This is a genomic window from Camelimonas lactis, assembly GCF_004342915.1.
Taxonomy (GTDB): domain Bacteria; phylum Pseudomonadota; class Alphaproteobacteria; order Rhizobiales; family Beijerinckiaceae; genus Camelimonas; species Camelimonas lactis.
The window spans coordinates 95,454-119,557 of the sequence record NZ_SLWL01000008.1 but is presented as its reverse complement, the minus strand read 5'-3'; the positions used below and the strand labels follow the sequence as shown (position 1 = coordinate 119,557).

Below are 24,104 nucleotides of genomic sequence, written 5' to 3'. Positions count from 1 at the left end.
GCCGCATGCGCCAATATCGGCGGCGCCGCGAGCCGCGCGGCCGCCGGCGAGGTACGATTGCCAATCGGCGCGCCTGACGGCAATGTTGGCCGCCAGGATATTCAGCGCGGATATGCCGGAGTGATTCCTGGTCCGCCGACGCGACATGGAAGCTTCGAAATCATGATCACGGACCGAGAAATCACCGCCGCTGACGCGGCGCGCAACGAAAGCCTGGCCGACGTTCGCCCTGGGCTGCTTCACCGCCGGGCGTTTCTGTTTGGCTCCGCCGCCGGTCTTGGCGCGCTGGGCCTGGCTGGCTGCGCCACATCCGACCATATGAGCCATGCCGAGGCCGCCAGGGTGTATGGGGCCGTACCCCAGGAAAAATTCCCGATCCCGGCCGTCGACGTCAGCAAGGTCGACCCGAAATATTATCGCCGCACCGTGCGCTACGAAACCAAAGAAGCGCCCGGAACCATCATCGTCGATCCCGGTTCTTATTATGTCTACCGCGTCGAAGACGATGGAACCGCCACCCGCTATGGCGCCAATGTTGGCCGTGACGGGTTCCGCTGGAGCGGCGACGCCTATGTCGGACGGAAAGCTGAATGGGCCACCTGGACGCCGCCCAAAGAAATGATCAAGCGGCAGCCGGAAGCGGCCAAATACGCCCGTGGCATGCCGGGCGGCCTCGACAATCCACTTGGCGCCCGCACGCTGTATCTTTACCAGAACGGCGCGTACACGCTCTATACGATCTACGCCAGCAGCGACCCTGAATCGATCGGCACGGGCGTCACCAGCGGCTGCGTCGGCCTCCTCAGCCAGGACATGATCCACCTTTACGCACGCACGCCGGTCAAGACGAAGGTTGTCGTCCTGCCAGCCTGAGCCGCAGGCACAGGCCTGCCGTCAGGTTCGCTGGAGCACTTCGGCAAAACCGCGCCAGGGAAAGCGCCATGCCTCCTGAATGGAACCCGCTTCACGCGAAGCGGGCTCCCTTGCCGTGAAAATGCTTTAGCGGCAAACCCGGACATGCCGGAAAACCGGCCGGCCGAAGCGGTCACGCACCGGATGCCCGAAACGGTTCCGCACGACCACGCGCCGCGTGGTGCAATGGCGCCGGACGTGATGGGGATGACGATGCCTGACATGTGGATGCGCATGATGCGGCGGGCGCGGCCGGGCCTGAGGCGGGCGGTGCTGGGCCAGCTCAATATCTGAAGTTGCGGTCAGCGGAGCGGGAGCCAGCGGCGCGGCGCCCGCGCTGAAGGCAATGCACGACCCGCACAGGATTCCCGCAACGGCCAGGGCCAGGCGTTTCATCGTCATTCTCCATTACATCTGACACGAGAACCCCAGCCTACAGCATTTCCAGGAAAAGTGTACTCCACTTTTCGTGAACAAGATGTGTTGAACTGAAAAGCTTGCGGGTTTCCGGCAACCTGGATTTGACTGGAAACGCACAGGAGAAATATTCCCCGGAACTGGAATGAAACTTTGCCTCTCATTGCGAATAACGGCGCGGTTTCACTTTGCGTGCACCCGCTTTTCCAGCGCGATCCCCAACGTCAGCCTGAGCCAATGTGAGCGAAACATCTGTGATCTGGACAGGTCAGGCAGGCGGAATTTCACATCTGGGCCGATGCATTGCGCGAACGCGGTTCCGCAACAGCGCCTGCCCCCAACAATCACGCATGTCCGGCGATCACAGCCAGAAACGCGGCCCCGTAACGTTCAAGCTTGGCCTCGCCAATGCCCGCGACCTTCGCCATCTGCGCGGGTGACGTGGGGCGCGCCGAGGCCAGTTCGATCAGGGTTCTGTCGTGGAAAATGACGTAGGGCGGCATGTTCTGCGCGCGCGCGATCTCGGCGCGTTTGCGACGCAGCGCCTGAAACAGCTCCTGGTCGCCATCGGACACCGCTGCCAGGGCCGGGCCACGCGCCAGTTTGGAGCGCCTGGCGCGGGCTGGCGCCGGCGCGCGCAGCATCAGCATTGGCCTGTCGCGCAAAAAGGCCCGGCCGGCGGGCGCGATCGACAGGCCGCCATGACCTGAAAGATCGACGTCGACCAGGCGCAGCGCGATCAGCTGGCGCAGGATCGCCCGCCATGCGCGACTGTCATGCTCGCCGCCAATGCCGAAGGTGGAGACGCGGTCATGGCCAAGCCGGGCGATGCGTTCATTGTCGACGCCGAGCAGCACGTCGACAATGTAGGCCTGTCCGAAGCGCTCGCCGGTGCGGTAGATGCATGACAGCGCCTTTTGCGCCGCGACCGTGCCGTCGAACAGTTCTGGCGGCTCGGCGCAGGTGTCGCAATTGCCGCACGGCGGACAATGGTCGCCAAAATACGACAGCAGCGCCTGGCGGCGGCAACCGGCCGTCTCGGCCAGCCCCAGCAACGCGTCAAGCTTCTGCCGCTCCATGCGTTTGCGCTGGTCGGGCGCCTCCGATTCCTCGATAAAGCGGCTGCGCAGGGCGATGTCCTCGTAGCCGTAGAGCATCAGGGCCTCGGCCGGCAGGCCATCGCGGCCTGCCCGGCCGGTTTCCTGATAATAGGCCTCGATGCTGCCTGGCAGATCGATATGGGCGACGAAGCGGACGTCCGGCTTGTCGATGCCCATGCCGAAGGCGACGGTGGCGACCATGATGACGGCCTCGCCGTGCTGGAAGCGGACCTGATTGGCCTCGCGGGCCGCCTTGTCCATGCCGGCGTGATAGGCAAGCGCATCGTAACCAAGCCCCTGAAGCCAGGCGGCGGTCTCCTCGGTCTTGCGCTTCGACAGGCAGTAGACGATGCCGCTCTCCCCAGCGTGGCGCTGGAGGAACGCCTTTATCTGCGCACGCGGATTATCTTTTTCTTCAATGGCGTAGCGAATATTGGGGCGATCGAAGCCGGCGATGAAGGCGTCGGTTTCCGCAATCGCCAGATGCGACAGGATTTCCGCGCGCGTCGGCTCATCCGCCGTGGCCGTCAGCGCCATGCGCGGCGTGTCGCCAAAGCGCGCCACGACCGCGTCGAGCTGACGGTACGACGGCCGGAAATCATGCCCCCATTGCGACAGGCAATGCGCTTCATCGATGGCGATGACCGACAGCTTCACGCTGTCCAGCAGCTCCAGCACGTCGGGCCGCAGCAAGGTTTCGGGGGCCACATAAAGCAGATCGAGCGCGCCCGTCCGGATGTCGCGCCACAGGGCGCGCCGCTCCTCCCACGGCAGGTCGGAATTGAGCGCGGCCGCCCGCACCCCCGCCTGTCGCAACGCCGTCACCTGATCGGCCATGAGCGCCAGCAACGGCGACACGACCAGGCCCATGCCGGCGCGAACCAGCGCCGGGATCTGGTAACAGAGCGACTTGCCGCCGCCCGTCGGCATCAGCACGAAGGCGTTGTGGCCTTCAATGACATGCGCGACGATGTCCGCCTGCGGTCCCCGGAACGCATCGTAGCCATAAACGGTTTTGAGAATATCGAGAGCGGCGGTCATCGGCGGCAACACGGGAATCACGGAAGCCCCTTCATAGCAGCTTCGCGACGCCAGGGATGACCGGCGCGCGATCCGGCGGCTCGCCATATGTCGCCACGCCGCCCGACAGGGCGCGACGGCGCGCTCCCGCCTGCCCGGTTTGCCGGAGCTTTTGAATCTGCTTCACCGGGTTTTGGGAAAGCCCGGATGGCGCATGGCGGTTCAATCAGCGTGGATTTGCCGCGCCGGCGGCGACCTGGGCCTCCCGCGTCGCCAGTTTGCGCCTGGCGTGCTGCTCCTCGGCCATGCCGGCGCGCCAGTAGCTGACGATGAGATGCTGGTCCCGCCCCGCTCTCAGGCGCGTCCGGGCGCCCGCGCGGATCAGGCTGGCGGCTTCGTGCTCACACGCCGCCCACAGATAGACGCCTGGTCCATTCTCCGGCCAGACCAGCGCGCCGAATGCCTCCACCAGGGGGGCCCCTCCCCGCGCATTGCGACAGAGCCACCGCACCGTCACGTCGTCCGGCGCCTTCAGGGGCTGGACATCCGCCGCGTCGGCCACTTCCGCCAGCACCAGGCCCGACGCCGTTTCCGGCAGGGCCTCCAGCATGCGGGCCACCGCCGGCAGGCCGGTTTCGTCCGTCAGAAACACATAGCGCTCCGCCTGACGCAGGCCGCGACCGCCGGGGCCGGCGACGCCAATCACATCGCCGGGACGCGCCGTGGCGGCGAACGCCGCGCCTGGCCCCGCATCGTCATGCAGGACGAAATCAATGGCGAGATCGCCTGCATCAACGTTGATGCTGCGGATGGTGTATTTGCGAATCGCCGGGCGACGCTCCGCCGGCTGCTCCAGGAGCCGGCCGTTCTCGTCCATCACCGGCCACGCGGGTTCGCCAACGCCCGGCGGCGGCAGGAACAGGCGCACGTGCAGCGCCTCCAGCGTATCGAGATGGCCCAGTCCCTCGCCACGAAAATGGATGCGACGCATGTGCGGGGTCAGCGTCTGCGTCCCCACAACCGTCAGCAGGCGGAAATCCGGCGGCGGCCCTTCTCCGCAGCCGTCGCCCTCCCAGCTGATGACCGGCGCCGTTCCCGATGGCGTGAATTCCAGAACATGACTGGCGATCGTCGCCCGCAGGGCGCGCAATGCGGCAAGGTCCGGCGCGGAAACCGTCGCCTCCAGTCCCGCGCCGGCAACGCGGACAGTCCCCCGCGCCCGGCCGAGCACGACACGCGCCGCGTCGTCCGCCACCGCGACGGACACGTCGTGGTCAGCCAGATGGGCGCAAAGCCGCTCAAGCAATCTGGATGGATCGGGAACTGCAACATGGCTGCGCGTCGTGAACATGGGAACTCCTCAGCAGGGCAAACCCGGCGCGCGATCCGCGTCCAGCATCCGGGCCGGCGCGCCATGCGAAACATCATGTCAGCAGGGGCGAAGCGGCCGGCGCATCCCGCCAGAGGGGGAAGCGGCGCGATCGATGACGCCGTCAACCATGATCTGCAACCGCCCGGCCGAGCAGAGCTCCACCCTGGCGTCAACGCCATAGACCTCGGCCAGCAAGGCCGGCGTCAGCACCTCGTCCGGCGGCCCCTCGGCGGCCAGCTTCCCCTGGTTGAGCACCACCATGTGGTTTCCCCAGCGCGCCGCCAGGGCCAGATCGTGCAACACCACGACGACGATGACGCCGCTGGCCGCCAGATCGCGGGCCACCCGCATCACCTGCTCCTGGTGACGCAGGTCCAGCGCGCTGGTCGGCTCGTCGAGCAACAAAGCCGCCGGACGGCGCACGATGGCCTGGGCGAGGGCAACGAGCTGGCGCTGGCCGCCGGACAGGGCGTCGAGCGGTTCAAGCGCCAGCCCCCCGACGCCAAGGCGCTCCAGCGTCGCCATGGCGCGGGCGCGCAATGCAGGCTGTGACAGGGGTGGGCCATCCTCCGGCGGGCTCGCGGCCAGGGCTGCGACAACCGCCTCCAGGGCCAGCAGGCGCGCGCCGGCCGGCAAGGATTGTGGCATGAAGCCGACGCGGCGGGCCCATGCGCCGCGCGTCGCGCCGGACAGCGTGAGGTTGCCAAGCCGCACGTCGCCCCGCGCCGGCAACAGCCCGGCGACGCCGCGCAACAACGTCGATTTGCCCGCCGCGTTGGGGCCAACAAGGGTCGTCATGCTGGCCAGCGGCAGGGGCGCCAGGCTCAGCCGGTCAATCACCGGGCGTCCCGGATAGCCGATGCTCACGTCGGTGATGCGAAACGTCGCGGCGTCGGCGCTCACGTTTGCCTCCGGCGCAGGATCAGGGCGAGAAACACCGGCAGGCCGATCAGCGAGGTCACAAGCCCGACCGGCAGCACCACGCCCGGCGTCGCCATCTTGCTGACGATGGACGCGAACGACATCACGACGGCGCCGGTGAGCGCGCTGGCCGGCAGGAAAAAGCGGTGATCCTCGCCAATCAGCATCCGCGCGATGTGGGGACCGACCAGTCCCACAAAACCGATCACCCCGACAAAAGCCACGGCCGTGGACGCCAGCAGGCTGGCGCGCAGCAGCGAGAGGAAACGCAGACGCCCGACATTGATCCCGAAGCTGGCCGCCCGTTCGCTTCCCAGCCGCAGCGCCGTCATGCGCCATGACGCGGCCAGCGAAAACGGCAGGGTGACCGCGATCACCGCGCCCATGGCGACGACAGCGCGCATGTCGGCCCGGGCGAGACTGCCCATGCTCCAGAAGACAAATTGCTGCAAGGCGTCGGCCGTGCCCAGAAACTGCACAAGCGCCAGAAGGGCATTGAAGGTGAACACCAGGGCGATGCCGCACAGCACCAGCGCCTCCTGACCGCCGCCGGCGCGGCGCGCCAGCGCCTGCAACAACAGCACGGAGCCGAACGCGAACAGGAAGGCGTTCACGGAAACAGCAACGCCAGCCGGCGCGAAGCTGAGGCCGAGGCCAAGAATGATGGCCAGGGCCGCGCCAAAGGAGGCGGCGGCGGAAACGCCAAGCGTGAACGGGCTGGCCAACGGATTGTCGAGGATGGTCTGCATCTCCGCGCCAGCGAGCGAGAGCGCCGCGCCGACACACACCGCCATCAGCGCCACCGGCAACCGCACCTGCCAGACGATGACCTGCACCGCCCGCTCCGCGTCGCCCCATGTCAACGCCGCCCATATCTGCGCCGCCGTCAGGCCGGCCGGACCCGTCATCATGTCCAGCAGCAGGCCGAGAACGGCCAGGGCGCCCAGCCCGCCGACGAGCAGCGCCCGCCGGCGCAACCGGGCGCCATACAGCGCCAGGATGCGCGCGCCCTCATCGCCCGGATTATCGCTGCCGCTTGCGTTCATGACCGCTCCGGCCCAATCCAGAGCGCGCCGTCCAGGGGGATGGCCGAGAAAGCCGCCGCCTCAGCCAGGGTGGCGGCCGGGTCGAGGCCGGCGCAACGCTCCGGGTGCAGCCACGCCGCCAGACGCTCGATGGCGACCACGTGCAATGGCGTGTCGTTGAACAGGTGCCAGAGGCCGAACGCCCGATGCCCCGAAACCGCGCCGAGCGCCGCGATGCCCGGCGTCGCCAGCAGCCTGGCGAAGCTCTGCTCCGCCATGGCGCGACTGACGCCGAGCCCGAGCACCAGGCCGCCGCTTTTCTCCAGATGACGACCGCCGGTCGCCACGTAACAGTCCGGGTTGGCGACCAGCAACTGTTCGAGACTGATCTGCCCGGAGGCGCCAGGCAGCAGCGCGCTGGCGACATTGTCGCCGCCAGCCGCCTGGATGAAATCATTCAGCGTGCCGCGCCCGGGCGAGGAACAGCATTCCGTGCCGCCCGCGTGGACGTGCATGAAGACGCGCGGACGCCGCGCCCCGGCGAGCTTGCCGGCGACCCGTTGCAGCCGGCCCTCGTAGAAGCTGATGAACCGCTCCGTCCGTTCCTCCTCGCCCGTCAGGCGGCCGATCGCCCTGAGGCTCGGAACCGTGTCGGCGAGCGGCTGGTTGAAAAAATCCACCACCGCGACGGGAATTCCGGCCGCCTCCAGGCGGGCGACCAGATCGCCATGCCCGGCGCCGGCGTTGGCCCCGCCGCGCGGCGCCAGCACCAGGTCCGGCGCCAGCGCCACGACGCGTTCCAGCGAAAACCCGCCTGGCGTCGCCCCATCGCCGACGACAGGGACATTGGCGATGGCCGGAAACCGCGCCTTGTAACGCATAAAGGCGTCTGGAACCTGGCGCGCGAAATCGGAGCCCCAGCCGGCGAGGACCGAAACCGGATCAGGATGGATGAAGCCGAGCGCATTCAGCTGCCGCCCCTGCGCCAGGACGATCCGCCTGGCGGGCGCCGGCAGGGTCACCGTGCGCCCGATCACGTCCGTAGCGCTGACCGCGCCTGACCGCGCCCCTGCCAGCGCGGCGGCGCGCGCCATGGCCGGCGCCGCCATGACCGAAGCCGCCATGGCGCCCAGAGCAAACGACCGGCGGGAAAAACCTGGGCTCATGGGCTGCATTCTCCAGGCGTTCCGGTATGGCGCAGGGCGAAAGCAACCGCCCGCGACAGCATCGCCGGTATCACTGATATATGGTTCTCGTCGGCAAAGACGGTGAACGTGCACGCCGCCGCGCCGCTGGCGGACAGGCGTTGCGCCAGCCCGGCGGCGTTGTCGTGCATGCGCGCCATGAGGCGGCGCGCGGCGCGCTCCGGGCTGTCGCCGGCCTGACGCTTCTGCTCATCGCCGCCCACGGTGACCAGCAGCCGCGGCTGGGCGTCGCCATGATGCGCGGTGAAGCGCGTTTCCGCCGCATGAAGAAGATCGGCGGCCCGCCAGATGGACGGGCTGCCGGCAATGAAGGCGGCGAAAGCCTCCGGCCGGGCGAACAGGGCGTGCAGGACAAACAGGCCGCCGTAGGAATGGCCCGCGAGGGCGCGCCGCGTCGCATCCAGCGGCGCCAGCCTGCCGACCCACGGCAGGATTTCATCCAGCAGCGTGGCGAGAAAGCGGTCAGCCCCGCCATCCGCCGGCAACAGGTCGCCACTCCGGCGCCCGACGTCGAACAGGGCCTCGCCCGGATAGCCGACGCCAACAATCACCGCCGGCGCGACGCCCGTGACTCCGGGGCGGCCAGACTGAAGTCGCATCGCCATGACCGCGGCGGCGAACAGCGCGCGCCCGTCCACCAGGGTGATGACCGGAAATCCGGCCGCTGGCGGCGGCGTCTCCGGGATATGGACCAGCAGGCTGTACGCCGCGCCGTCACGCGCGGCGTATGCGAACTCCCGGGCGCCCGGCAGGACAAACGGAGCCTCGGCGCGCGCACCGGTCACCATTTGTAGGACAGCGTCGCCAGCACCGTGCGGCGCAAGCCGAAGGAACAACCCGTGGCGGAGTAGCAGCCGGAAATATATTCCTTGTCGAACAGGTTATGGGCGTTGACCTGGATCTTCCAGCCCTTCAGCGCCGGCCGCGCCACGCCGAAATCATAGCTGATGGCGGCTTCGGCCAGCGTATAGGCCGGCGTCCAGAAGGTGTTCCCGGCGTCGCCGGCGCCCTTGCTCACGTAACGGACGCCCACGCCAAGCCCCAGGCCAGCGAGCGCGCCGCTGTCAAAGGTGTAGTGCGCCCAGAGCGATGCGATGTGGCGCGGCACGACCGGCGGCCGCCTGTTCAGGTCCACCCCGGCGCTCTTCGTCACCTCGGCGTCGGTGTAGGCGTAGGCGGCGACCAGATCGAGATTTTTGAGCACCGTGGCGCGCGCTTCCAGCTCGACGCCGCGCGCGCGGATCTCGCCGGTCTGGATCTGGAAGCCGGGGTGGGCCGTATCGGTGGTCGCCACATTGGTCTGGCGGATCTGGTAAACGGCGGCCTGGAAGAAGATGTTGGAGCCAGGGGCCTCATATTTGAAGCCCGCCTCATACTGTTCGCCTTCGGTCGGCTTGAAAGCCTGCCCCTCATAGCTGACGCCCGCCAGCGGCTCGAACGAGGTCGAGTAGCTCACATACGGCGCGAAGCCGTTGTCAAAATTGTACATCAGCGCCACACGGCCGGACGGGGCCGTGTCATTCTGCCGGGTGATGGTGTTTTTGGCGTGATCGCGCGTGCTTGAGTCCGCCCAGTCGAAACGGCCGCCAGCCAGCAACATCAACCGGCCCAGCCTGATCTGGTCCTGGATATAGACGCCATACTGGCTCGTCGTCTGCGTCGTCAGGGTTTTCCGGGACAGGGAGAACGGCTGGCGCCCGTAGATGGGAGTGGTGAAATCAAGCGACTGGACCACGCCCGGGAAGCCGCCGTTGGACCAGCCGTCGGTCCACGCGGCGTCAGCGCCGAGCAGCAGCTTGTGGGTCAGCGGACCCGTGGCGAAGTCGGCCTGCAACTGGTTGTCGATGGTCGCCGTCTGGGCCTTTTCGTCGAAGGCCGTGACGCGGCGGCTCAGGGTTTTCTGGTCCGCGCCGATGCCGGCGACGGCCACGGTGCGGAAGTTGGACTTCATATCCGAAACGCGCACGTTCTGGCGGAACGTGAAGACATCGTTGAACCGGTGCGAGAATTCGTAGCCGAGGTTGGCCTGATTGCGGCTGTAGCCCTCGAAATTCGGTTCGCCGGGGAAGAAATTGCTGCGAATGCGGCCGGCGCGGCTGGGCAGCACCGTGCCAACGGCGGGAATGAAGCGGTAAAAGCCGGTTTCCGGGTCGCGCTGGTACGAAGCCAGGATGGTCAGGCTGGTGGCGTCAGTAGGCCGCCACGTCAGCGACGGGGCGATGAATATGCGCTCCTCGCGGGTATAGTCGACCTGCGTGTCGGCGGCGCGGCCGAGGCCGACCACCCGGTAAAGCAGGGTCTTGTCGGCGTTGACGGGCCCGCCAATGTCAAACGCCGCCTGGGCGCGGCCGTAGCTGCCGGTCTGCAACTGGACTTCGCCATGGGCGACGTCGCGCGGGCGCTTGCTGACCATGTTGACGACGCCGCCAGGCTTGACCTGCCCGAAGATCACCGAGGCCGGCCCGCGCAGGACCTCGATGCGCTCAAGTCCCCAGGGGTCATAGGAAGGCACCAGATAGTTGACGCCGCGCAGGTAGCGGAGCCCGTCCAGATAGCCCACATAGCCAGCGCCGCTGCCGGAGCCGCCGAAACCGCGCACGAACACGCTGTCGTAGCGGCCGGCGGAGAGCCGGGTTTCGCCAAGCACGCCCGCGGTGTAGCGCAGGGCCTGACCCACGGTCTGCGCCGCCTGGTCATCCATTTGCTGGCGGGTCACCACGGTGACGGATTGCGGCGTCTCCATGATGCTCGCGTCGGTTTTGGTCGCCGTGCTGCTGCGGCGGGCCACATAACCATTCACCGGCCCGGCGGCGCTCTCGCCCTGCACGCTGATGGTGTCGAGATTGATGGCGGCGTCCTGTTGCGCGAACGCCGCGCCCGACCAGCCGGCGACGATCGCCGCCAAGGCGGCCCCCGTCATCAGGGCGTTGCGATTTTCCAGGATTGCTCGTGCCATGACCCTACCCTTGCGCGCTGTCAACGCCTTGTGTCCGGCGGGGTTGTCTCATGGGCGCGCGCAGGCGGGCAACGCGGATGACTTTCGATTCCGGCAGTATTTCTTTTGACAGAATTTGAAATGAATCCAGAGTACGGGAAACAGGTCGGGCTTTACCGCAGCTTGCCTGGCGATATTCCAAAGCGTTTCTGGAACAGCACCGACAAATAGGCTGGCGTATACCCCACATGGAACGCGGCGGATGCGACGCTGGCCTCCCCCGACGCGATCATGTCATGGGCCCGCAGCAGGCGCTGCTCCTGAAGATAGGCAAACACGCTCATGCCGAATTCTGTCCGGAACGCCGAGGTCAGGCGGGTCGGATTAAGACCGCAGGCATGGGCGAGTTCCGCCAGCCCGGGCGGTTGCTGCATGCCGGCCAGCAACATGTCCCGCGCCGCCAGCACCTGTTCGCGGGTGCGCCGCGACAGACGCGACCGCCCCGCGACCTCGCCCCCGCTGAACGCGTCAAGGGCCAGGGTCGCCAGTTCCAGCGCCTTGCCCGCGAGATAGAGCCGGCGCAACGGCGCGGCCACGGGGCACTCCACCATCTGCAGGGCGACGGACCGCACGGCGGGACCGGCAGGCCGCACCCAGACGCGCGCGTCATCGGGGCCCGCGGCCTCAAGCAGGCCGGCGGCCTGGCCGCCAAATTCATCGACGACAAAGTTGGGCGCGAATTGCGTCAGGACATAACGCATGACGCCCTCGGTCAAACCCGCCCGCTGCTGAACCCTGTCGCCGGCGTTGGCGGCGATGAACAGGGCGGCGCCGCGAATTTGCAACGTCGGCTGGTCGTCGAGCGTCAGCGATACGCCGCCATCCAGGAGCACGCCAATCTTCAGGCCGCGCCGCATGGGGCCGACCGTCTGCGCGCCAGGAACGACGTCGAGCGCGCCAGCCGACAGCTGCAATTGTCTCGAAAACAGGTTCAGGCCAGGCGCACTCGCGCCGCCGCCCCGGATTGGTTGCATCAGCATCCCTCGCCTCACGACAGGCCCGGGATACACCGATGAACGAAATTTACAATTAAAAACAATAATATAGAACGATTCAAAAGTTGCCGGAACACCGGATCGCCCCCCCTGCGATCCGCCTGTGAAGGGTTACCCGCTTCTGTTCCGCCGTGATCCGGCTGGAACCGGAGAGGCCGTTTCCATCTGACGCGCCCTGGAGCGGCGCGACCCTGACGCCAGAATGCGCCCGGTCATGATGACCGGGCGCATGTACAGATGTCTGCGGGCCGGAGCGTTCAGATCCGCTCGATGATGATCGCCGGGGCCATGCCGCCGCCGGCGCACATGGTCACGAGGCCGCGCTTCTGGTCGCGGCGCTCCAGTTCGTCCAGCACGGCGCCGATCAGCATCGCGCCGGTGGCGCCAATCGGGTGGCCAAGAGCCATGGCGCCGCCGTTCACGTTGACCTTGTCGCGATCAAGCTTCAGGTCGCGGATGAACTTTTCCGCAACCACGGCGAACGCCTCGTTGATCTCGAACAGGTCGATGTCGTCGACGGTCAACCCGGCCTTCTTCAGCACCCGGCGGGCCGCGGGAACCGGCGCGTTCAGCATCAGCGTCGGGTCGTCGCCCTGGTTGGCCATGGCCACGACGCGCGCCCGTGGCTTCAGGCCATGCGCCTTCGCATATTCCGGGCTGGCGAGCAGCAGGGCGGCGGCGCCGTCGACAACGCCGGACGAATTGCCCGGATGGTGGATCGGCACAATGTTCAGCCCGGGATACTTCTGCAGGATCAGACTGCGGTAGGTGGCGCCGCTATCGTCGATCGCCATATCCGCCAGCGCCTCGAAGGACGGCTTCAGCGCGGCGAGCCCTTCAAGCGTGGTGTTCGGCCGGGGGAACTCCTCGTGGTCCAGCGCCAGCGTCCCGTCCTGGCGATAGACCGGGATCAGGCTGCGGTTGAAGCGCCCTTCCCGAATGGCCACGTCGGCGCGGCGCTGGCTTTCCAGCGCCAGGCGGTCGGTATCCTCCCGCGTGATGCCTTCAAGGCTGGCGATGGCGTCGGCGCAGACGCCCTGGTTCGACTGCGGATGCATGGCCCGCAGCTCAAGATTGCCCCGGTCCATGACCGGCGGGCCATCGCCGGCGCTACGGCGCAGCGGCATCGACATCATCTCGCAACCGCCAGCCACCACGAGATCGGACATGCCCGACATCACGTTCGCGGCGGCAAAATTGACCGCGGTGATGCCCGAGCCGCAGAAGCGGTCGAGGGTAACGCCGCTGCTGGTGACATCGTAACCGGCCGTCAGCGCCGACATGCGGCCAAGGTCGCCGCCCTGCGGGCCAACCTGGGCGCTGGTTCCCCAAATAACGTCGTCAACGTCGGCGGTGTTGAAGCCGTTGCGATCGACCAGGGCCTTCAGCACGGTCGCGCCGAGGTGCTGGGGATGAATTTCGGACAGGGCGCCCTTGGGATATTTGCCAATGCCGCGCGGCGTGCGGCAGGCGTCGATGATCCATGCTTCGGTCATCTGGCGTTTTCCTCTTTCGTTTTCCGGGGACCCAGCGGGCCGCCATCCGGATTGCGCCGGCGAGCATAGACGCACGGGTGGCGATGAGAAACGAAATTCCCACCCTGATTGACCAGCCATCCACCGCGCCGGCTCCGTCCGTCAGAAAGCGTCGCTCTCCGGCCCCGCGGCCCCCCGAAACCTGACGCCACCCGGGCGGCGCGCTGCGGCCATGGCGTGCATTTATGGGCGGGCGCCATGCGTCCAGCGTCTCTTGCGCGGCGGCGCCATCGTGCGGATGCTGTGAAAAAGCGGGAGGACACATGCTGAACAGCAGCGCATCGGACATGGCCGCGCCCATGGGCGCGGCGGCCGCGCAGCCGGATTTGCAAGGCATCGGGCTGGTGACGCTTCTGACCGGGGCGTTCCTGTCGGTCATGAGCGGCATCATCGTGTCGATCGCCATTCCCAGCATCCAGGCGGAGTTCGGCGCCAATCCCGCCATCTCGTCAATCATCGCCTATTACGGTCTGGCCTATGGTCTTGCCCTGATCACCGGCGGACGTCTTGGCGACCTGTATGGCCGCCGCCGGCTGTTCGTCATCGGCATGGGCGGTTTCACCCTGGCGTCGCTGGCCTGCGCGCTGGCGTCGTCGCTGACCATGATCATCGTCGCGCGCGTCGCCGCCGGCCTGTTCGCGGCGCTGCTGTTTCCGCAGGTCCTGTCCATCATCCGCGTGGCGTCCGGCAGCGACGCCGCCAGGGCGCGCAATCTCTCCGCATTTGGCGTGACGCTTGGCCTGTCGGGCGTGATGGCGCAACTGCTGGGGGGGCTGTTGATCAGCGCCAACATCTACGATCTTGCGTGGCGCTGGGTGTTCGTGCTGTGCATTCCGATCGGCCTTGCGGCCTGCGCGCTCGGTCAACGCGTCATTCCCGAAAGCCGCGCGCCAGGCAAGGCGCGGCTCGATCTGGCGGGCGTGGCGTTGTCGGCCATCGGCTTCGCGCTGGTTCTGTTTCCCCTTGTGGAGGGGCGGGCGCTGGGCTGGCCGGTCTGGCTGCTTGTCCTGCCCCTGCTGGCGGCGCCAGTCTTCGTTCTGTTCGCGCGCGATCAGTCGGCAAAAGCGCGATCGGGCCGGGATCCGCTGGTCGATCTGCGGCTGTTCGCCCGTGGCCCCGTGGCAGGGGGCGTCGTCATCGCGTTCCTGCTGCACTCGACGATCGTTTCGATGCCTTTCATCCAGGCCATGTATCTTCAGGTCGGCCTTGGCTATTCCGCGCTCCACGCCGCGCTGATCATTGCGCCGGCGGGCGTCTCGTTCATCTTCGCATCCATGCTGTGCAACCGGCTGGCGCCGCGCATTGGCATGGGCGTCACCATGCTGATGGGCGCGGCGCTCGCCATCACCGGCTATCTGCTGTGCATCCTTATCGCCCACGCCACCCCGGCGATAGCCGCCGGCTGGCTGGGGCTTGGCCTGCTGGTCGTCAGTTGCGGCCAGGGCCTTTTCATGCCGCTGATGCTGAATGTGGTGCTGGCCAATGTGCCGCCGGAGAAAGCCGGGTCTGCGTCCGGCGTGGTGTCCACCGCCCAGCAGGTCGGCGGCGCCTTTGGCGTCGCCATCGCCGGCCTGCTGTATTTCGGCATGCTGGCCCGTCACACCGGGGAAGCGCAGGCGCCGGCCGCCGCATTTGGCCTTGCCACGTCCTACCCGGTTCTGGCCATGACGCTTTGTATATTCACCCTGCCAGTTATCTTCCCACGAAAACAGCCGTGAACCCGCCAAAGGACATTCCCCCGCCCGAACGGCCTGGCGGCGGCATAACCAGGAAGCAGGCGCGTGGGCTGGTCCGTGGTGATTTGACAGGCTGGCGATTCATGCCTCTCATGGCGGGAAATACGGCGAGATCAAAAGAATAATCGCCGCAATCGGGAGTAAACGCATGTCGGGTTATTCGACGCGCGCGCGGACCTGGCTTGGTCTCGCCGCGCTCATGGGCGCCATGCTGGCGGCCGGGCACGCCCTCGCGGAGGCCAAATATGGTCCGGGCACATCCGCGACCGAGATCAAGGTCGGCCAGACCATCGCCCACAGCGGGCCAGCCTCGGCTTACGGCAGGCTCGGCCAGGCTGAAGCCGCCTACTTCAAATGGTTGAACGAAACCAAAGGCGGCGTGAACGGCCGCAAGATCACCTTCATCAGCCGCGACGACGCCTACCAGACCCCGAAAGCCGTCGAGAATGTCCGCGCCCTCGTCGAGAATGATGAGGTCGCGGTGGTCTTTGGCAATCTCGGCACGCCGATCAACATGGCGGTGCGTCCTTATCTCAACGCCAAAAAGGTGCCGCTCCTGTTTATCGCGGCCGGTTCGTCGGCGTTCAACGACCCGAAAAACTATCCCTATGTCATGGGCTGGCAGCCAAGCCTGCACGATGAGGCCGCCTTTTACGCCAAATATATTTTGAGAACAAAACCGGACGCCAGGATTGGCGTGCTGTATCAGCACGATGATTTCGGCAAGGACCTGCTCAGCGGCCTGAAAGACGGGCTTGGCGACAAGGCCGGCAAGATGATTGTCAGCGCGCAAAGCTTCCAGGCGTCGGACCCGACCATCGACAGCCAGATGGTTATTCTCAAGAACGCCAATGTCGACGTACTGTTCCTGTTCGCATATGCGAAGCAGTGCGCCCAGGCGCTGATCAAGCGCTCAGATCTGGACTGGAAGCCGATGACCTTCCTGCATCTCGGCTCCGCCTCCATCGGCTCGACCTTCAAGCCGGCGGGCCTCGACCGGTCGGCGGGCGTACTGACGGCGGGATTCCGGAAGGACCCGGATGATCCGCAGTGGAAGAACGACCCCGTTGTCCAGTGGTACTTCACCTGGATGAAGGAAAACATGCCGGGCGCAGATGCGACCGACTCCATGTATTCATCTGGCATTTCTTACGCCATGGCGCTGGAGCATGTGTTGAAAATGGCCGGCGACAACCTGACGCGCGAAAACATCATGAAACAGGCGTCAAATATCAAGGACTATCAGAACCCATTCCTGCTGCCGGAGGGGCGGATCAACACCACGCCGGACAATCATGCGGTCATCACCTACATGAAACTACAGAAGTTCAACGGCAAGGGTTGGGAGTTCGTCGACTGAACCGGTTGCTGGCGGCGGCGGGCCAGCGCGCCGCCCGGCTCTTGCCGGACGCGCCTTCCAGTTGAACGCGCGCCGCCCTCCAGCTGGACACGGCGCCCGTGCGGAATGCGTGAAGCTGCCGTGGTCTGGCGGCTGGGGCGCGCCATGGGGCCGGCATGTCCGGCGCGCCACACCGCCCATGCAGGGCCGGCTGGAGCCGTCACCGCAATTCCACCGTACAACTCCAGGAAAATCCGCCCAAAACCCATGCGGGAGCGCCGACATTGACCAACAGTCCCCGACCAGCGCCTGACGTCGCGGCGTTTCGCGCCATTGAGCTGATCTATCACGCCTATCTGACCGGCATGATCCTCCAGCTGGTGTCGCGGGCGGGGCCGCGGCTTGCGGCCGAGGTTGTTTTCAGAACGTTCCGCCGCCAGCAACGCGCGCGGTTCCTTCCCGGCCTGAAGAAGCTTGGTCTCGACCACCTTCCCCACGCCGTCGCCTGCGCCCAGTATCATTATCTGTCCAACCAGGTCGGCGGCGTGAAGGTCGAGTATGTTTACGAAAACGACCGGAAGGCGTGGGTGCGCTATCCGCCGCCACGGTGGATCTGGTCCGGCACGGCCATCTGCGGCGTCCCCTCCGAGGTGTCGCGCGCCATGTTGTGGGGCTGGCACGCCAACAATGGCGTCGTGCTCGGCAACCCGAGGATTGGCTTTGTCTGCACCGGCCAGACCGTCGACGGCCAGCCCGGCCTCGAAGGCTACTATAAGGAATGGGACCACGATCTGGCGCCGGAGGAGCGGCTGCAGTTCGCGCCGGGCGAGCGTTGTCCGGCGTTCGACCCGGCGATGGCGCCGCGGCTGCCGGAAGGTAACTGGCCGGAAGAGCGGCTTCAGAAGACCCTGCGCAACTATGCGATGGAATACATCACCTCGATCGTTCCCGAGGCCGTGGCGGCGCTTGGCCCCGAGCAGGGCGGCCATATGGCCGGCGCGGCCGCCCGGCTCATCGGCATGCACACATTCGATGACGTCGCCGCCCTGCTGGGCGGCGTCGCGCCGGGCAAGGAAGGCTTTGCAGCTGCATTTGTCCGGCTGGCCCGCGGCCAGGGCGACGACGCGCAGATCAGCCGCGAGGGCGACGCCCTGATCGTTCGCCAGACATCCTGGCGGTTGATGGCGGAGCGGAAGAACCTGTCGCCGCGCGTCTTCGACGCCTGGAACGAGCTTTGGGTCGGCGCCGGGCTGGCGCACGACCGCTTCATGCGCGTGGAGGTGATCGCGCGGCGCGACCTGGGCGACGCGCACTGGGCGTGGCGCTTTCGATAAGGCCCCCGTCGACCTGGATGCCGCGGCGCCTCTGGTGGGCGAAGCGGAGCCATTCGCCAGCTGCAGCTCTGCGTGTCCTGGACAAGCGGCAACGATTGCGACGGGAACCTGGCCGGCGGGCGTCTCAGCGGGGGCAGGTTTGTCGGAAAACAATCCGTCTCTCCCATCCGCCTGGCGCGGAACGGTTTCCTCCCCGCGCCGGCTCCCCTTTCCTCAAAAATGTTCTAGTATGAACAGCCCCGGCGTCAGGCATTCTGGAGGCGCTTCATGCAGCCGCGAGCCGCCAGCTTTCCGTCCGGCGAATTCCTGCCACCCTTTTCGTGCTTCGCGCCGCCCGTACAGCCGGCCAGCGCCCTGAGGCAGGCGATTACGGCGGCGTGCCTGACGCCTGAAAGGACGTGCCTGCCGCCACTCCTCGCCGCCGCCCGGTGTTCGGACGAGGCCGCCGTGCGCGCCCGGGCGCGCCAGCTGACCGAAGCCCTGCGCGCCGGGGGGGCCGGCGGCTTCGGCGCCATGTTGCAGGAATATTCGCTGGCCAGCGATGAGGGCCTGGCGCTGATGCGCCTTGCGGAGGCGCTGCTGCGCATTCCCGACGCCGCGACGCGGGACGCCCTGTTGCGCGACACCATTTCCGGCGGGCGCTGGCAGGAACACCTGGGGCTGGACCGGCCGCTGCTGGTCAACGCCGCCACATGGGGGCTGCTGGTCGCCGGCCGGATCACCGGCGCCGGACATGGCGGGGACGCCGCGACCATGCTGGACCAGGTCCTTGCCCGGGGCAGCGCGCCAGTCATCCGCGCCGGGATGGACCTCGCCATGCGGGCGCTGGGCGCGCAGTTTGTCTCAGGCGACGCCATCGAGGCGGCGCTGGCGCATGGCGCGGCGCGCGAACGGCGCGGCTACCGGCACTCCTACGACATGCTGGGCGAAGCGGCGGTCACGGCGGACGACGCGGAACGCTATTACCGCGATTATGAGCACGCCATTCGCGCGGTCGGTGTCGCCGCCAACGGCGCCGGCTGCAAACGGGGTCCGGGCATATCGGTCAAGCTGTCGGCGCTGCACCCCCGTTACGGCCGGGCCCAGACGGCCAGGGTCATGGCGGAGCTGGCGCCGCGACTGAAGGCGCTGGCCCTGCTTGCCTGTCGCCACGACATCAGCCTCACCATCGACGCCGAGGAAGCCGACCGGCTCGAACTGTCGCTCGACCTGTTCGAGGGCGTGCGGCTCGATCGGCAACTGGCCGGCTGGCCCGGGCTTGGCTTTGTGGTCCAGGCCTATGGCAAACGCGCGCCGCGCGTCATCGACTGGCTGGTCGATCTCGCTCGCCGTTCCGGCGAACAGATCATGGTGCGGCTGGTGAAGGGCGCCTATTGGGACACGGAGATCAAGCGGGCCCAGAGCGCCGGTCTTGCGGGTTTCCCGGTGTTCACCCGCAAGGCTTACACGGACGTGTCGTGGCTGGCTTGCGCCCGACAGCTTCTGGACGCGGGAGACGCGATCTACCCCCAATTCGCAACCCACAACGCGCGTTCGGTCGCCGCGGTGCTGGCCATGACCGCCGGACGCGACCATGACGCCTTTGAATTCCAGTGCCTGCACGGCATGGGCGAGCCGCTGCATGACCAACTGCTGGCCGTGGGCCTCGCCTCGCGGATCTACGCGCCGGTTGGCCCCCACGACGCCCTGCTCGCCTATCTGGCCCGGCGGCTGCTGGAGAACGGCGCCAACTCGTCCTTCGTGCATCTCGCCGCTGACAGGGAAACGCCGGTTGAGGCGCTGATCGCCGACCCTGTCGCCATGGTTGAAGCGATGGCGGACCCTGGCGCCCCGCACCCGGGTATTCGCGCGCCAGTCGACCTGTTCGCGCCGGCGCGGCGCAACTCCATGGGCATGGATTTTGCCAGCGAGGCTGATCTCGCGGCGTTGTGCCGGGGTCTGAACGCCTCGGCCGGGCGGCAGTGGCGCTGCGCCCCCGCCACCGTCGCCGACATGATCGCAACCCAAGCGGAGCGGACCATCGTCAACCCGGGCGACCATCGCGACCGGGTGGGCGTGACCTGTGATCTTACCCCCGAAAGCGCGGGAGCGGTGGTCGCGGCGGCCCGCGCATGGTCGGACGCGTCCGGCGCGGAGCGGGCCGCGCATCTGGCCCGCGCCTCGGACCTGCTGGAAGCCAACGGGCTGACGCTCGCCGGGCTGCTGATGCGCGAGGCCGGCAAGACCGCCGCCAATGCCTTGGGGGAGGTGCGCGAGGCTGTTGATTTTCTGCGCTATTACGGCGCGCAGGCGCGCGATCTGCCATCCGGGGCCGCACCGCTGGGCGTGGTGCTTTGCATCAGCCCATGGAATTTCTCTCTCGCCATATTCGTCGGCCAGATCGCCGCCGCCCTCGCCGCCGGCAATGGGGTGATCGCCAAGCCGGCTGAGGAAACGCCGCTGATCGCCGCCGAGGCGATCCGCATCCTGCATGAGGCTGGCGCGCCGCGCGCCGTGCTGCAACTGGCGCCGGGCGACGGCGCCGTGGGCGCGGCGCTGGCGGCGGAGCCTGGCGTCGCCGGCGTGCTGTTCACCGGCTCAACCGCCGTCGCCCGGAAGCTCAACCTCCAGTTGGCGGAGCGCGTGGGCGCCGCGGGCGAAACGCCGCTGCTGATCGCGGAAACCGGCGGCGTTAACTGCATGATCGTCGATTCCTCCGCCCTTGCCGAGCAGGTGGTGACGGACGTGCTGACGTCGGCGTTCGACAGCGCCGGACAGCGCTGCTCGGCCTTGCGGGTGTTGTGCCTGCAGGAGGAGATCGCCGATCACACCCTGACCATGCTGCGCGGGGCGATGGCGGAGTTGTGCGTCGGCCGCAGCGACCGGCTCGCCATCGATGTCGGTCCGGTGATCAGCGCCGAAGCCCGGGACACCCTGGAGGCGCACGTGGCCCACCTCGCCGCCGCCGGCAAACGCGTCCATCGCCTGCCCCTGCCGGATGAGGCGTCGCACGGGACCTTCGTCGCGCCAGCCATCATTGAAATCGACAGTCTCGACGACGCCCCCCGCGAGGCCTTTGGCCCGGTTCTGCACATCCTGCGCTGGCGTCGTCCCGGGCTGGACGCCCTGATTGACGCCATCAACGACAGGGGCTTCGGCCTGACTTTCGGATTGCACACGCGCCTTGACGCGACCGTCGCCCGGGTCGCCGCGCGGATACGGGCCGGCAATATCTATGTGAACCGCAATATGATCGGCGCCGTGGTTGGCTCCCAACCTTTCGGCGGCCGCGGCCTTTCCGGCACGGGCCCCAAGGCTGGCGGGCCGCTGATCGTCGGCGCCCTGCTCGCCGCGCCGGCTTCGCCTGGACGCGGCGGCTGTACGGGCGCCGCGGCGGCATTCGCCGCATGGCTTGATCGCCAGGGCGACGCATCGGCTGGCGCGGCGGCCCGCCGCATGGCGCAAGGCGCCCGGCCGCAGGGGCGTGAGGCCCTGCCCGGCCCGGCCGGCGAGGACAACAGCCTGCGCATCGGACCTGTCGGAACTGTTCTGCTGGCGCCCATCACGACAGCCGGTCTGTACAGCATGATCGCCGCGACGCTCGCCACGGGCAACCGCGCCGTAATCATCATCGACGATTTCCCGAAGCCGGTCCTGCCGCCCGAAGTGGCCGCCTGTCTGACATGGCGCCCGGACATCGACGGCCTCACCGCCGTGGGCGCGGCGCTGATCGAGGGGGCGCCCGATCGGCTGAGGACCCTGCGCCGGCGCCTCGCCATGCGCGCGGGTCCGGTCGTCCCGGCGCTGTCCGCGACCCCGGAAGCGATCGCGGCGCGGCCAGACCTGTGGGCGCTGGACCGGCTGCTGCACGAAACCGCCCTGTCGATCAATCGCGCGGCGGCCGGCGGCAATCCGGGCCTGCTGACGCTGGACGCGGGCGCCGGGCCCGCCTGAGCAGCGTAAAGCCCGTTCAGAAACAGGACTCAGGCTTGGCTTATCTTTTGCCATGGCGGGTTATTCTGGCAGGTCGCGCCGCCCCCGTTGAAAGACGCTGCGGCCAGTCCTGCTGGCCCGCCCAGTCATGGCCGCCCCCTGGGCCTTTTTCTGGAGACGGTCCATTGATCCAGATCATGCTATATTTTCAGGGCATATGCATGAATTCCATGACGGTTGCCCTGGCATGAACGGTTGTACAAACGTTGTCTGCAACATTATTGGCGCCCCGGTAGAAGACGGGGCTGGCAGGCCCGGCTGCATCATGGGGCCAGCGGCCTACCGCACCGCTGGTCTGATCGATGTCATCGCGGAGTTGGGCCATACGGTGGTGGACCACGGCGATATCCGGCCTGCCTCCCTCCTTCCGTTGCCCATGGCGCATCCCAATCCCGCCCTCAGGAACCTGCCCGAAATCGCCGCCTGGACGAGGGCCATCGCTGACGCCGTCTGGCGCGCGGGCGATGCGGGCCTGACCATTTGCCTTGGCGGCGACCACAGCCTGTCGGCTGGAACCCTGGCCGGCCGGGCGCGCCTGTGCGCGGATAGCGGGCGCGAGCTGTTCGTGCTGTGGCTCGACGCCCATACGGATTTTCATACGCTCGATAGCTCGGTTTCCGGCAATCTGCATGGGGTTCCGCTCGCCTACGCCTGCGGCTTGCCTGGATTTGCCGGATACTTCCCGGATCTTCGGGCGCGCGTCGATCCGGCCAACGTTTGCCTGATGGGGCTGCGCAGCGTCGACGCCAGTGAACGGCGCGCCATCGCCCGGAGCAGCGCCATCACCCACGACATGCGGGCGATCGATGAACATGGCCTGGCGCCGTTGTTGCGGGCATTTCTTGAGCGGGTCGCGGACGCCGGCGGCGTGTTGCACGTCAGCCTCGACGTGGACTTCCTCGACCCGGCCATCGCCCCGGCGGTGGGCACGACCGTGCCTGGCGGCGCGACGGTGCGGGAGGCGCACCTGATCATGGAGATGTTATGCGACAGCAACCTGGTCGGAAGCCTCGATCTGGCCGAACTCAATCCATTTCTCGATGAGCGGGGCCGCACGGCGACGCTGATGGTCGATCTCGTCGCCAGTCTGCTCGGCCGGCGCGTGCTGGACCGACCCACCAGGGAATTCACATGAGCGCTCCTGCCCGCAATGTGGTGCCGTTTGTCAGCGTCGACAACATGATGCGCCTGATTCACGCCATCGGCGTCGACGCCTTTCTGGCCGGCCTTGGCGCCTATCTGGAGGAGGATTTCCGGCGTTGGGAGGTTTTCGACAAAACGCCACGCCTGGCGTCGCACAGCCGCAACGGCGTGATCGAGTTGATGCCAACCAGCGACGGAACGTTGTATGGCTTCAAATACGTCAACGGCCACCCCCGCAACGCCGCCCAGGGACTGCAAACCGTGGCGGCGTTTGGCCTGCTGGCCGATGTCGGCAGCGGCTACCCCATGCTGTTGACCGAAATGACCATGCTGACCGCCCTGCGCACCGCCGCGACCTCGGCGATGGCCGCCCGCTATCTGGCGCGGCCGGACGCGCGCGTCATGGCCATCATCGGCAACGGCGCCCAGGCGGAGTTCCAGGCCATTGCCTTCCAGGCCCTGCTCGGCGTCGACCGGTTGCGGCTCTATGACATCGACAGGACGGCGAGCATCAAGTGCGCCCGCAACCTGGACGAGCGCGGGCTCGACATCATGATCTGCGACAGCACCCAGCAATGCGTGACCGGCGCCGATATCATCACCACGGTCACCGCCAGCAAACAGCGCGCGGTCATTTTGAGCGACAACATGGTGGGCGCTGGCGCGCATATAAACGGCGTCGGCGGCGACTGTCCCGGCAAGACCGAGCTGCAACGCGAACTGCTGCTGCGCGCCGACATTTTCGTCGAGCACCTGCCGCAAACCCGCATCGAAGGCGAGATCCAGCAGCTGCCGGCAGATTACCCCGCCACCGAACTGTGGCGCGTGCTGGCCGGCGCCGCGCCCGGTCGCACATCAGCCGGGCAGATTACGCTGTTCGATTCCGTTGGGTTCGCCATCGAGGATTTCTCGGCCCTGCGCTATGTTCGCGACCAGCTGACGCCGGCATTCTATGAGGAGCTGGACCTGCTGGCCGACCCGGACGACCCGCGCGACCTGTTTGGCATGCTGATGCGCGCCGCGCCCACCGCCGCCGGCGCCTGAGCGGCGGTGGGGTTCAGCCGGAACCAGACCCACCTTCCT

17 protein-coding genes are annotated in these 24,104 nt (G+C 67.4%); 8 read left to right on the top strand and 9 right to left on the bottom strand.

Annotation, left to right across the window (positions count from 1 at the left end):
- The first annotated feature begins 162 nt into the window (after nt 1-162).
- Together EV666_RS10415 and EV666_RS10410 are read left to right on the top strand one after the other, a co-directional pair.
- Nucleotides 163-873 carry a L,D-transpeptidase gene (locus tag EV666_RS10415; RefSeq protein WP_132007159.1) on the top strand — a complete coding sequence of 237 codons (711 nt, stop codon included), beginning with the start codon at nt 163-165 and terminating at the stop codon, nt 871-873.
- 144 nt (nt 874-1,017) lie between these two features.
- Nucleotides 1,018-1,206 (top strand): hypothetical protein, encoded by a 189-nt coding sequence (locus EV666_RS10410; RefSeq protein WP_132007156.1) that lies wholly within the window; start codon nt 1,018-1,020, stop codon nt 1,204-1,206.
- Between the two features lie 467 nt (nt 1,207-1,673).
- On the opposite strand, the gene recQ is transcribed toward EV666_RS10410, so the two are convergent.
- The 9 genes from recQ to EV666_RS10365 form a co-directional block, all read right to left on the bottom strand.
- Nucleotides 1,674-3,470, bottom strand: coding sequence for a DNA helicase RecQ (gene recQ, locus EV666_RS10405; RefSeq protein ID WP_132007357.1), 1,797 nt, complete (start codon nt 3,468-3,470; stop codon nt 1,674-1,676).
- Nucleotides 3,471-3,675: 205 nt separating this feature from the next.
- Nucleotides 3,676-4,800 carry a siderophore-interacting protein gene (locus tag EV666_RS10400; protein WP_132007153.1) on the bottom strand — a complete coding sequence of 375 codons (1,125 nt, stop codon included), beginning with the start codon at nt 4,798-4,800 and terminating at the stop codon, nt 3,676-3,678.
- Between the two features lie 78 nt (nt 4,801-4,878).
- Nucleotides 4,879-5,724, bottom strand: coding sequence for an ABC transporter ATP-binding protein (locus EV666_RS10395; protein ID WP_245514349.1), 846 nt, complete (start codon nt 5,722-5,724; stop codon nt 4,879-4,881).
- Nucleotides 5,721-6,788, bottom strand: a complete 1,068-nt coding sequence (locus tag EV666_RS10390; RefSeq protein ID WP_132007150.1) for a FecCD family ABC transporter permease — start codon at nt 6,786-6,788, stop codon at nt 5,721-5,723. Before EV666_RS10390 ends, EV666_RS10395 begins: the two co-directional genes overlap by 4 nt.
- Nucleotides 6,785-7,933: an ABC transporter substrate-binding protein gene (locus EV666_RS10385; RefSeq protein WP_207906393.1), complete on the bottom strand. Its 1,149-nt coding sequence runs from the start codon at nt 7,931-7,933 to the stop codon at nt 6,785-6,787. Before EV666_RS10385 ends, EV666_RS10390 begins: the two co-directional genes overlap by 4 nt.
- Nucleotides 7,930-8,760, bottom strand: coding sequence for an alpha/beta hydrolase (locus EV666_RS10380; RefSeq protein WP_132007147.1), 831 nt, complete (start codon nt 8,758-8,760; stop codon nt 7,930-7,932). Before EV666_RS10380 ends, EV666_RS10385 begins: the two co-directional genes overlap by 4 nt.
- The gene (locus EV666_RS10375; RefSeq protein WP_132007144.1) at nt 8,754-10,928 is read right to left on the bottom strand and encodes a TonB-dependent siderophore receptor; all 2,175 of its coding nucleotides are present in this window, start codon (nt 10,926-10,928) and stop codon (nt 8,754-8,756) included. The genes EV666_RS10380 and EV666_RS10375 overlap by 7 nt, the downstream gene beginning before the upstream one ends.
- Nucleotides 10,929-11,080: 152 nt before the next feature.
- Nucleotides 11,081-11,947, bottom strand: coding sequence for a helix-turn-helix transcriptional regulator (locus EV666_RS10370; protein ID WP_132007141.1), 867 nt, complete (start codon nt 11,945-11,947; stop codon nt 11,081-11,083).
- 272 nt (nt 11,948-12,219) lie between these two features.
- Nucleotides 12,220-13,458 carry an acetyl-CoA C-acetyltransferase gene (locus EV666_RS10365; protein ID WP_132007138.1) on the bottom strand — a complete coding sequence of 413 codons (1,239 nt, stop codon included), beginning with the start codon at nt 13,456-13,458 and terminating at the stop codon, nt 12,220-12,222.
- A 302-nt stretch (nt 13,459-13,760) separates the two neighbouring features.
- Here EV666_RS10365 and EV666_RS10360 point away from each other — a divergent pair, with 302 nt between their 5' ends.
- From EV666_RS10360 to EV666_RS10335, 6 genes are all read left to right on the top strand, one after another.
- Entirely contained in the window at nt 13,761-15,215 is a 1,455-nt protein-coding gene (locus tag EV666_RS10360) for an MFS transporter (RefSeq protein ID WP_165909968.1), read from the top strand.
- A gap of 166 nt (nt 15,216-15,381) precedes the next feature.
- The gene (locus tag EV666_RS10355; protein WP_165909967.1) at nt 15,382-16,593 is read left to right on the top strand and encodes an ABC transporter substrate-binding protein; all 1,212 of its coding nucleotides are present in this window, start codon (nt 15,382-15,384) and stop codon (nt 16,591-16,593) included.
- A 263-nt stretch (nt 16,594-16,856) separates the two neighbouring features.
- A complete protein-coding gene (locus tag EV666_RS10350; protein ID WP_132007132.1) occupies nt 16,857-17,906 on the top strand; it encodes a hypothetical protein in 1,050 nt (349 codons plus the stop codon).
- A 267-nt stretch (nt 17,907-18,173) separates the two neighbouring features.
- Nucleotides 18,174-21,839 (top strand): bifunctional proline dehydrogenase/L-glutamate gamma-semialdehyde dehydrogenase PutA, encoded by a 3,666-nt coding sequence (putA, locus tag EV666_RS10345; protein ID WP_132007129.1) that lies wholly within the window; start codon nt 18,174-18,176, stop codon nt 21,837-21,839.
- Between the two features lie 226 nt (nt 21,840-22,065).
- Entirely contained in the window at nt 22,066-23,013 is a 948-nt protein-coding gene (gene rocF / locus EV666_RS10340) for an arginase (protein ID WP_132007126.1), read from the top strand.
- On the top strand, nt 23,010-24,065 hold the full coding sequence (locus EV666_RS10335; RefSeq protein WP_132007123.1) for an ornithine cyclodeaminase: 1,056 nt from the start codon (nt 23,010-23,012) through the stop codon (nt 24,063-24,065). Before rocF ends, EV666_RS10335 begins: the two co-directional genes overlap by 4 nt.
- Nucleotides 24,066-24,104 lie beyond the last annotated feature (39 nt).

Bases quoted from the DNA above. Each gene is read 5' to 3' on its own strand.
- EV666_RS10360 (WP_165909968.1), top strand. From the start codon at position 13,761: ATGCTGAACAGCAGCGCATCGGACATGGCCGCGCCCATGGGCGCGGCG.
- EV666_RS10385 (WP_207906393.1), bottom strand. From the start codon at position 7,933: ATGAGCCCAGGTTTTTCCCGCCGGTCGTTTGCTCTGGGCGCCATGGCG.
- EV666_RS10355 (WP_165909967.1), top strand. From the start codon at position 15,382: ATGTCGGGTTATTCGACGCGCGCGCGGACCTGGCTTGGTCTCGCCGCG.
- EV666_RS10335 (WP_132007123.1), top strand. From the start codon at position 23,010: ATGAGCGCTCCTGCCCGCAATGTGGTGCCGTTTGTCAGCGTCGACAAC.
- EV666_RS10410 (WP_132007156.1), top strand. From the start codon at position 1,018: ATGCCGGAAAACCGGCCGGCCGAAGCGGTCACGCACCGGATGCCCGAA.
- EV666_RS10365 (WP_132007138.1), bottom strand. From the start codon at position 13,458: ATGACCGAAGCATGGATCATCGACGCCTGCCGCACGCCGCGCGGCATT.
- recQ (WP_132007357.1), bottom strand. From the start codon at position 3,470: ATGACCGCCGCTCTCGATATTCTCAAAACCGTTTATGGCTACGATGCG.
- EV666_RS10390 (WP_132007150.1), bottom strand. From the start codon at position 6,788: ATGAACGCAAGCGGCAGCGATAATCCGGGCGATGAGGGCGCGCGCATC.
- rocF (WP_132007126.1), top strand. From the start codon at position 22,066: ATGAACGGTTGTACAAACGTTGTCTGCAACATTATTGGCGCCCCGGTA.
- EV666_RS10375 (WP_132007144.1), bottom strand. From the start codon at position 10,928: ATGGCACGAGCAATCCTGGAAAATCGCAACGCCCTGATGACGGGGGCC.
- EV666_RS10370 (WP_132007141.1), bottom strand. From the start codon at position 11,947: ATGCTGATGCAACCAATCCGGGGCGGCGGCGCGAGTGCGCCTGGCCTG.
- EV666_RS10415 (WP_132007159.1), top strand. From the start codon at position 163: ATGATCACGGACCGAGAAATCACCGCCGCTGACGCGGCGCGCAACGAA.
- putA (WP_132007129.1), top strand. From the start codon at position 18,174: ATGCAGCCGCGAGCCGCCAGCTTTCCGTCCGGCGAATTCCTGCCACCC.
- EV666_RS10380 (WP_132007147.1), bottom strand. From the start codon at position 8,760: ATGGTGACCGGTGCGCGCGCCGAGGCTCCGTTTGTCCTGCCGGGCGCC.
- EV666_RS10400 (WP_132007153.1), bottom strand. From the start codon at position 4,800: ATGTTCACGACGCGCAGCCATGTTGCAGTTCCCGATCCATCCAGATTG.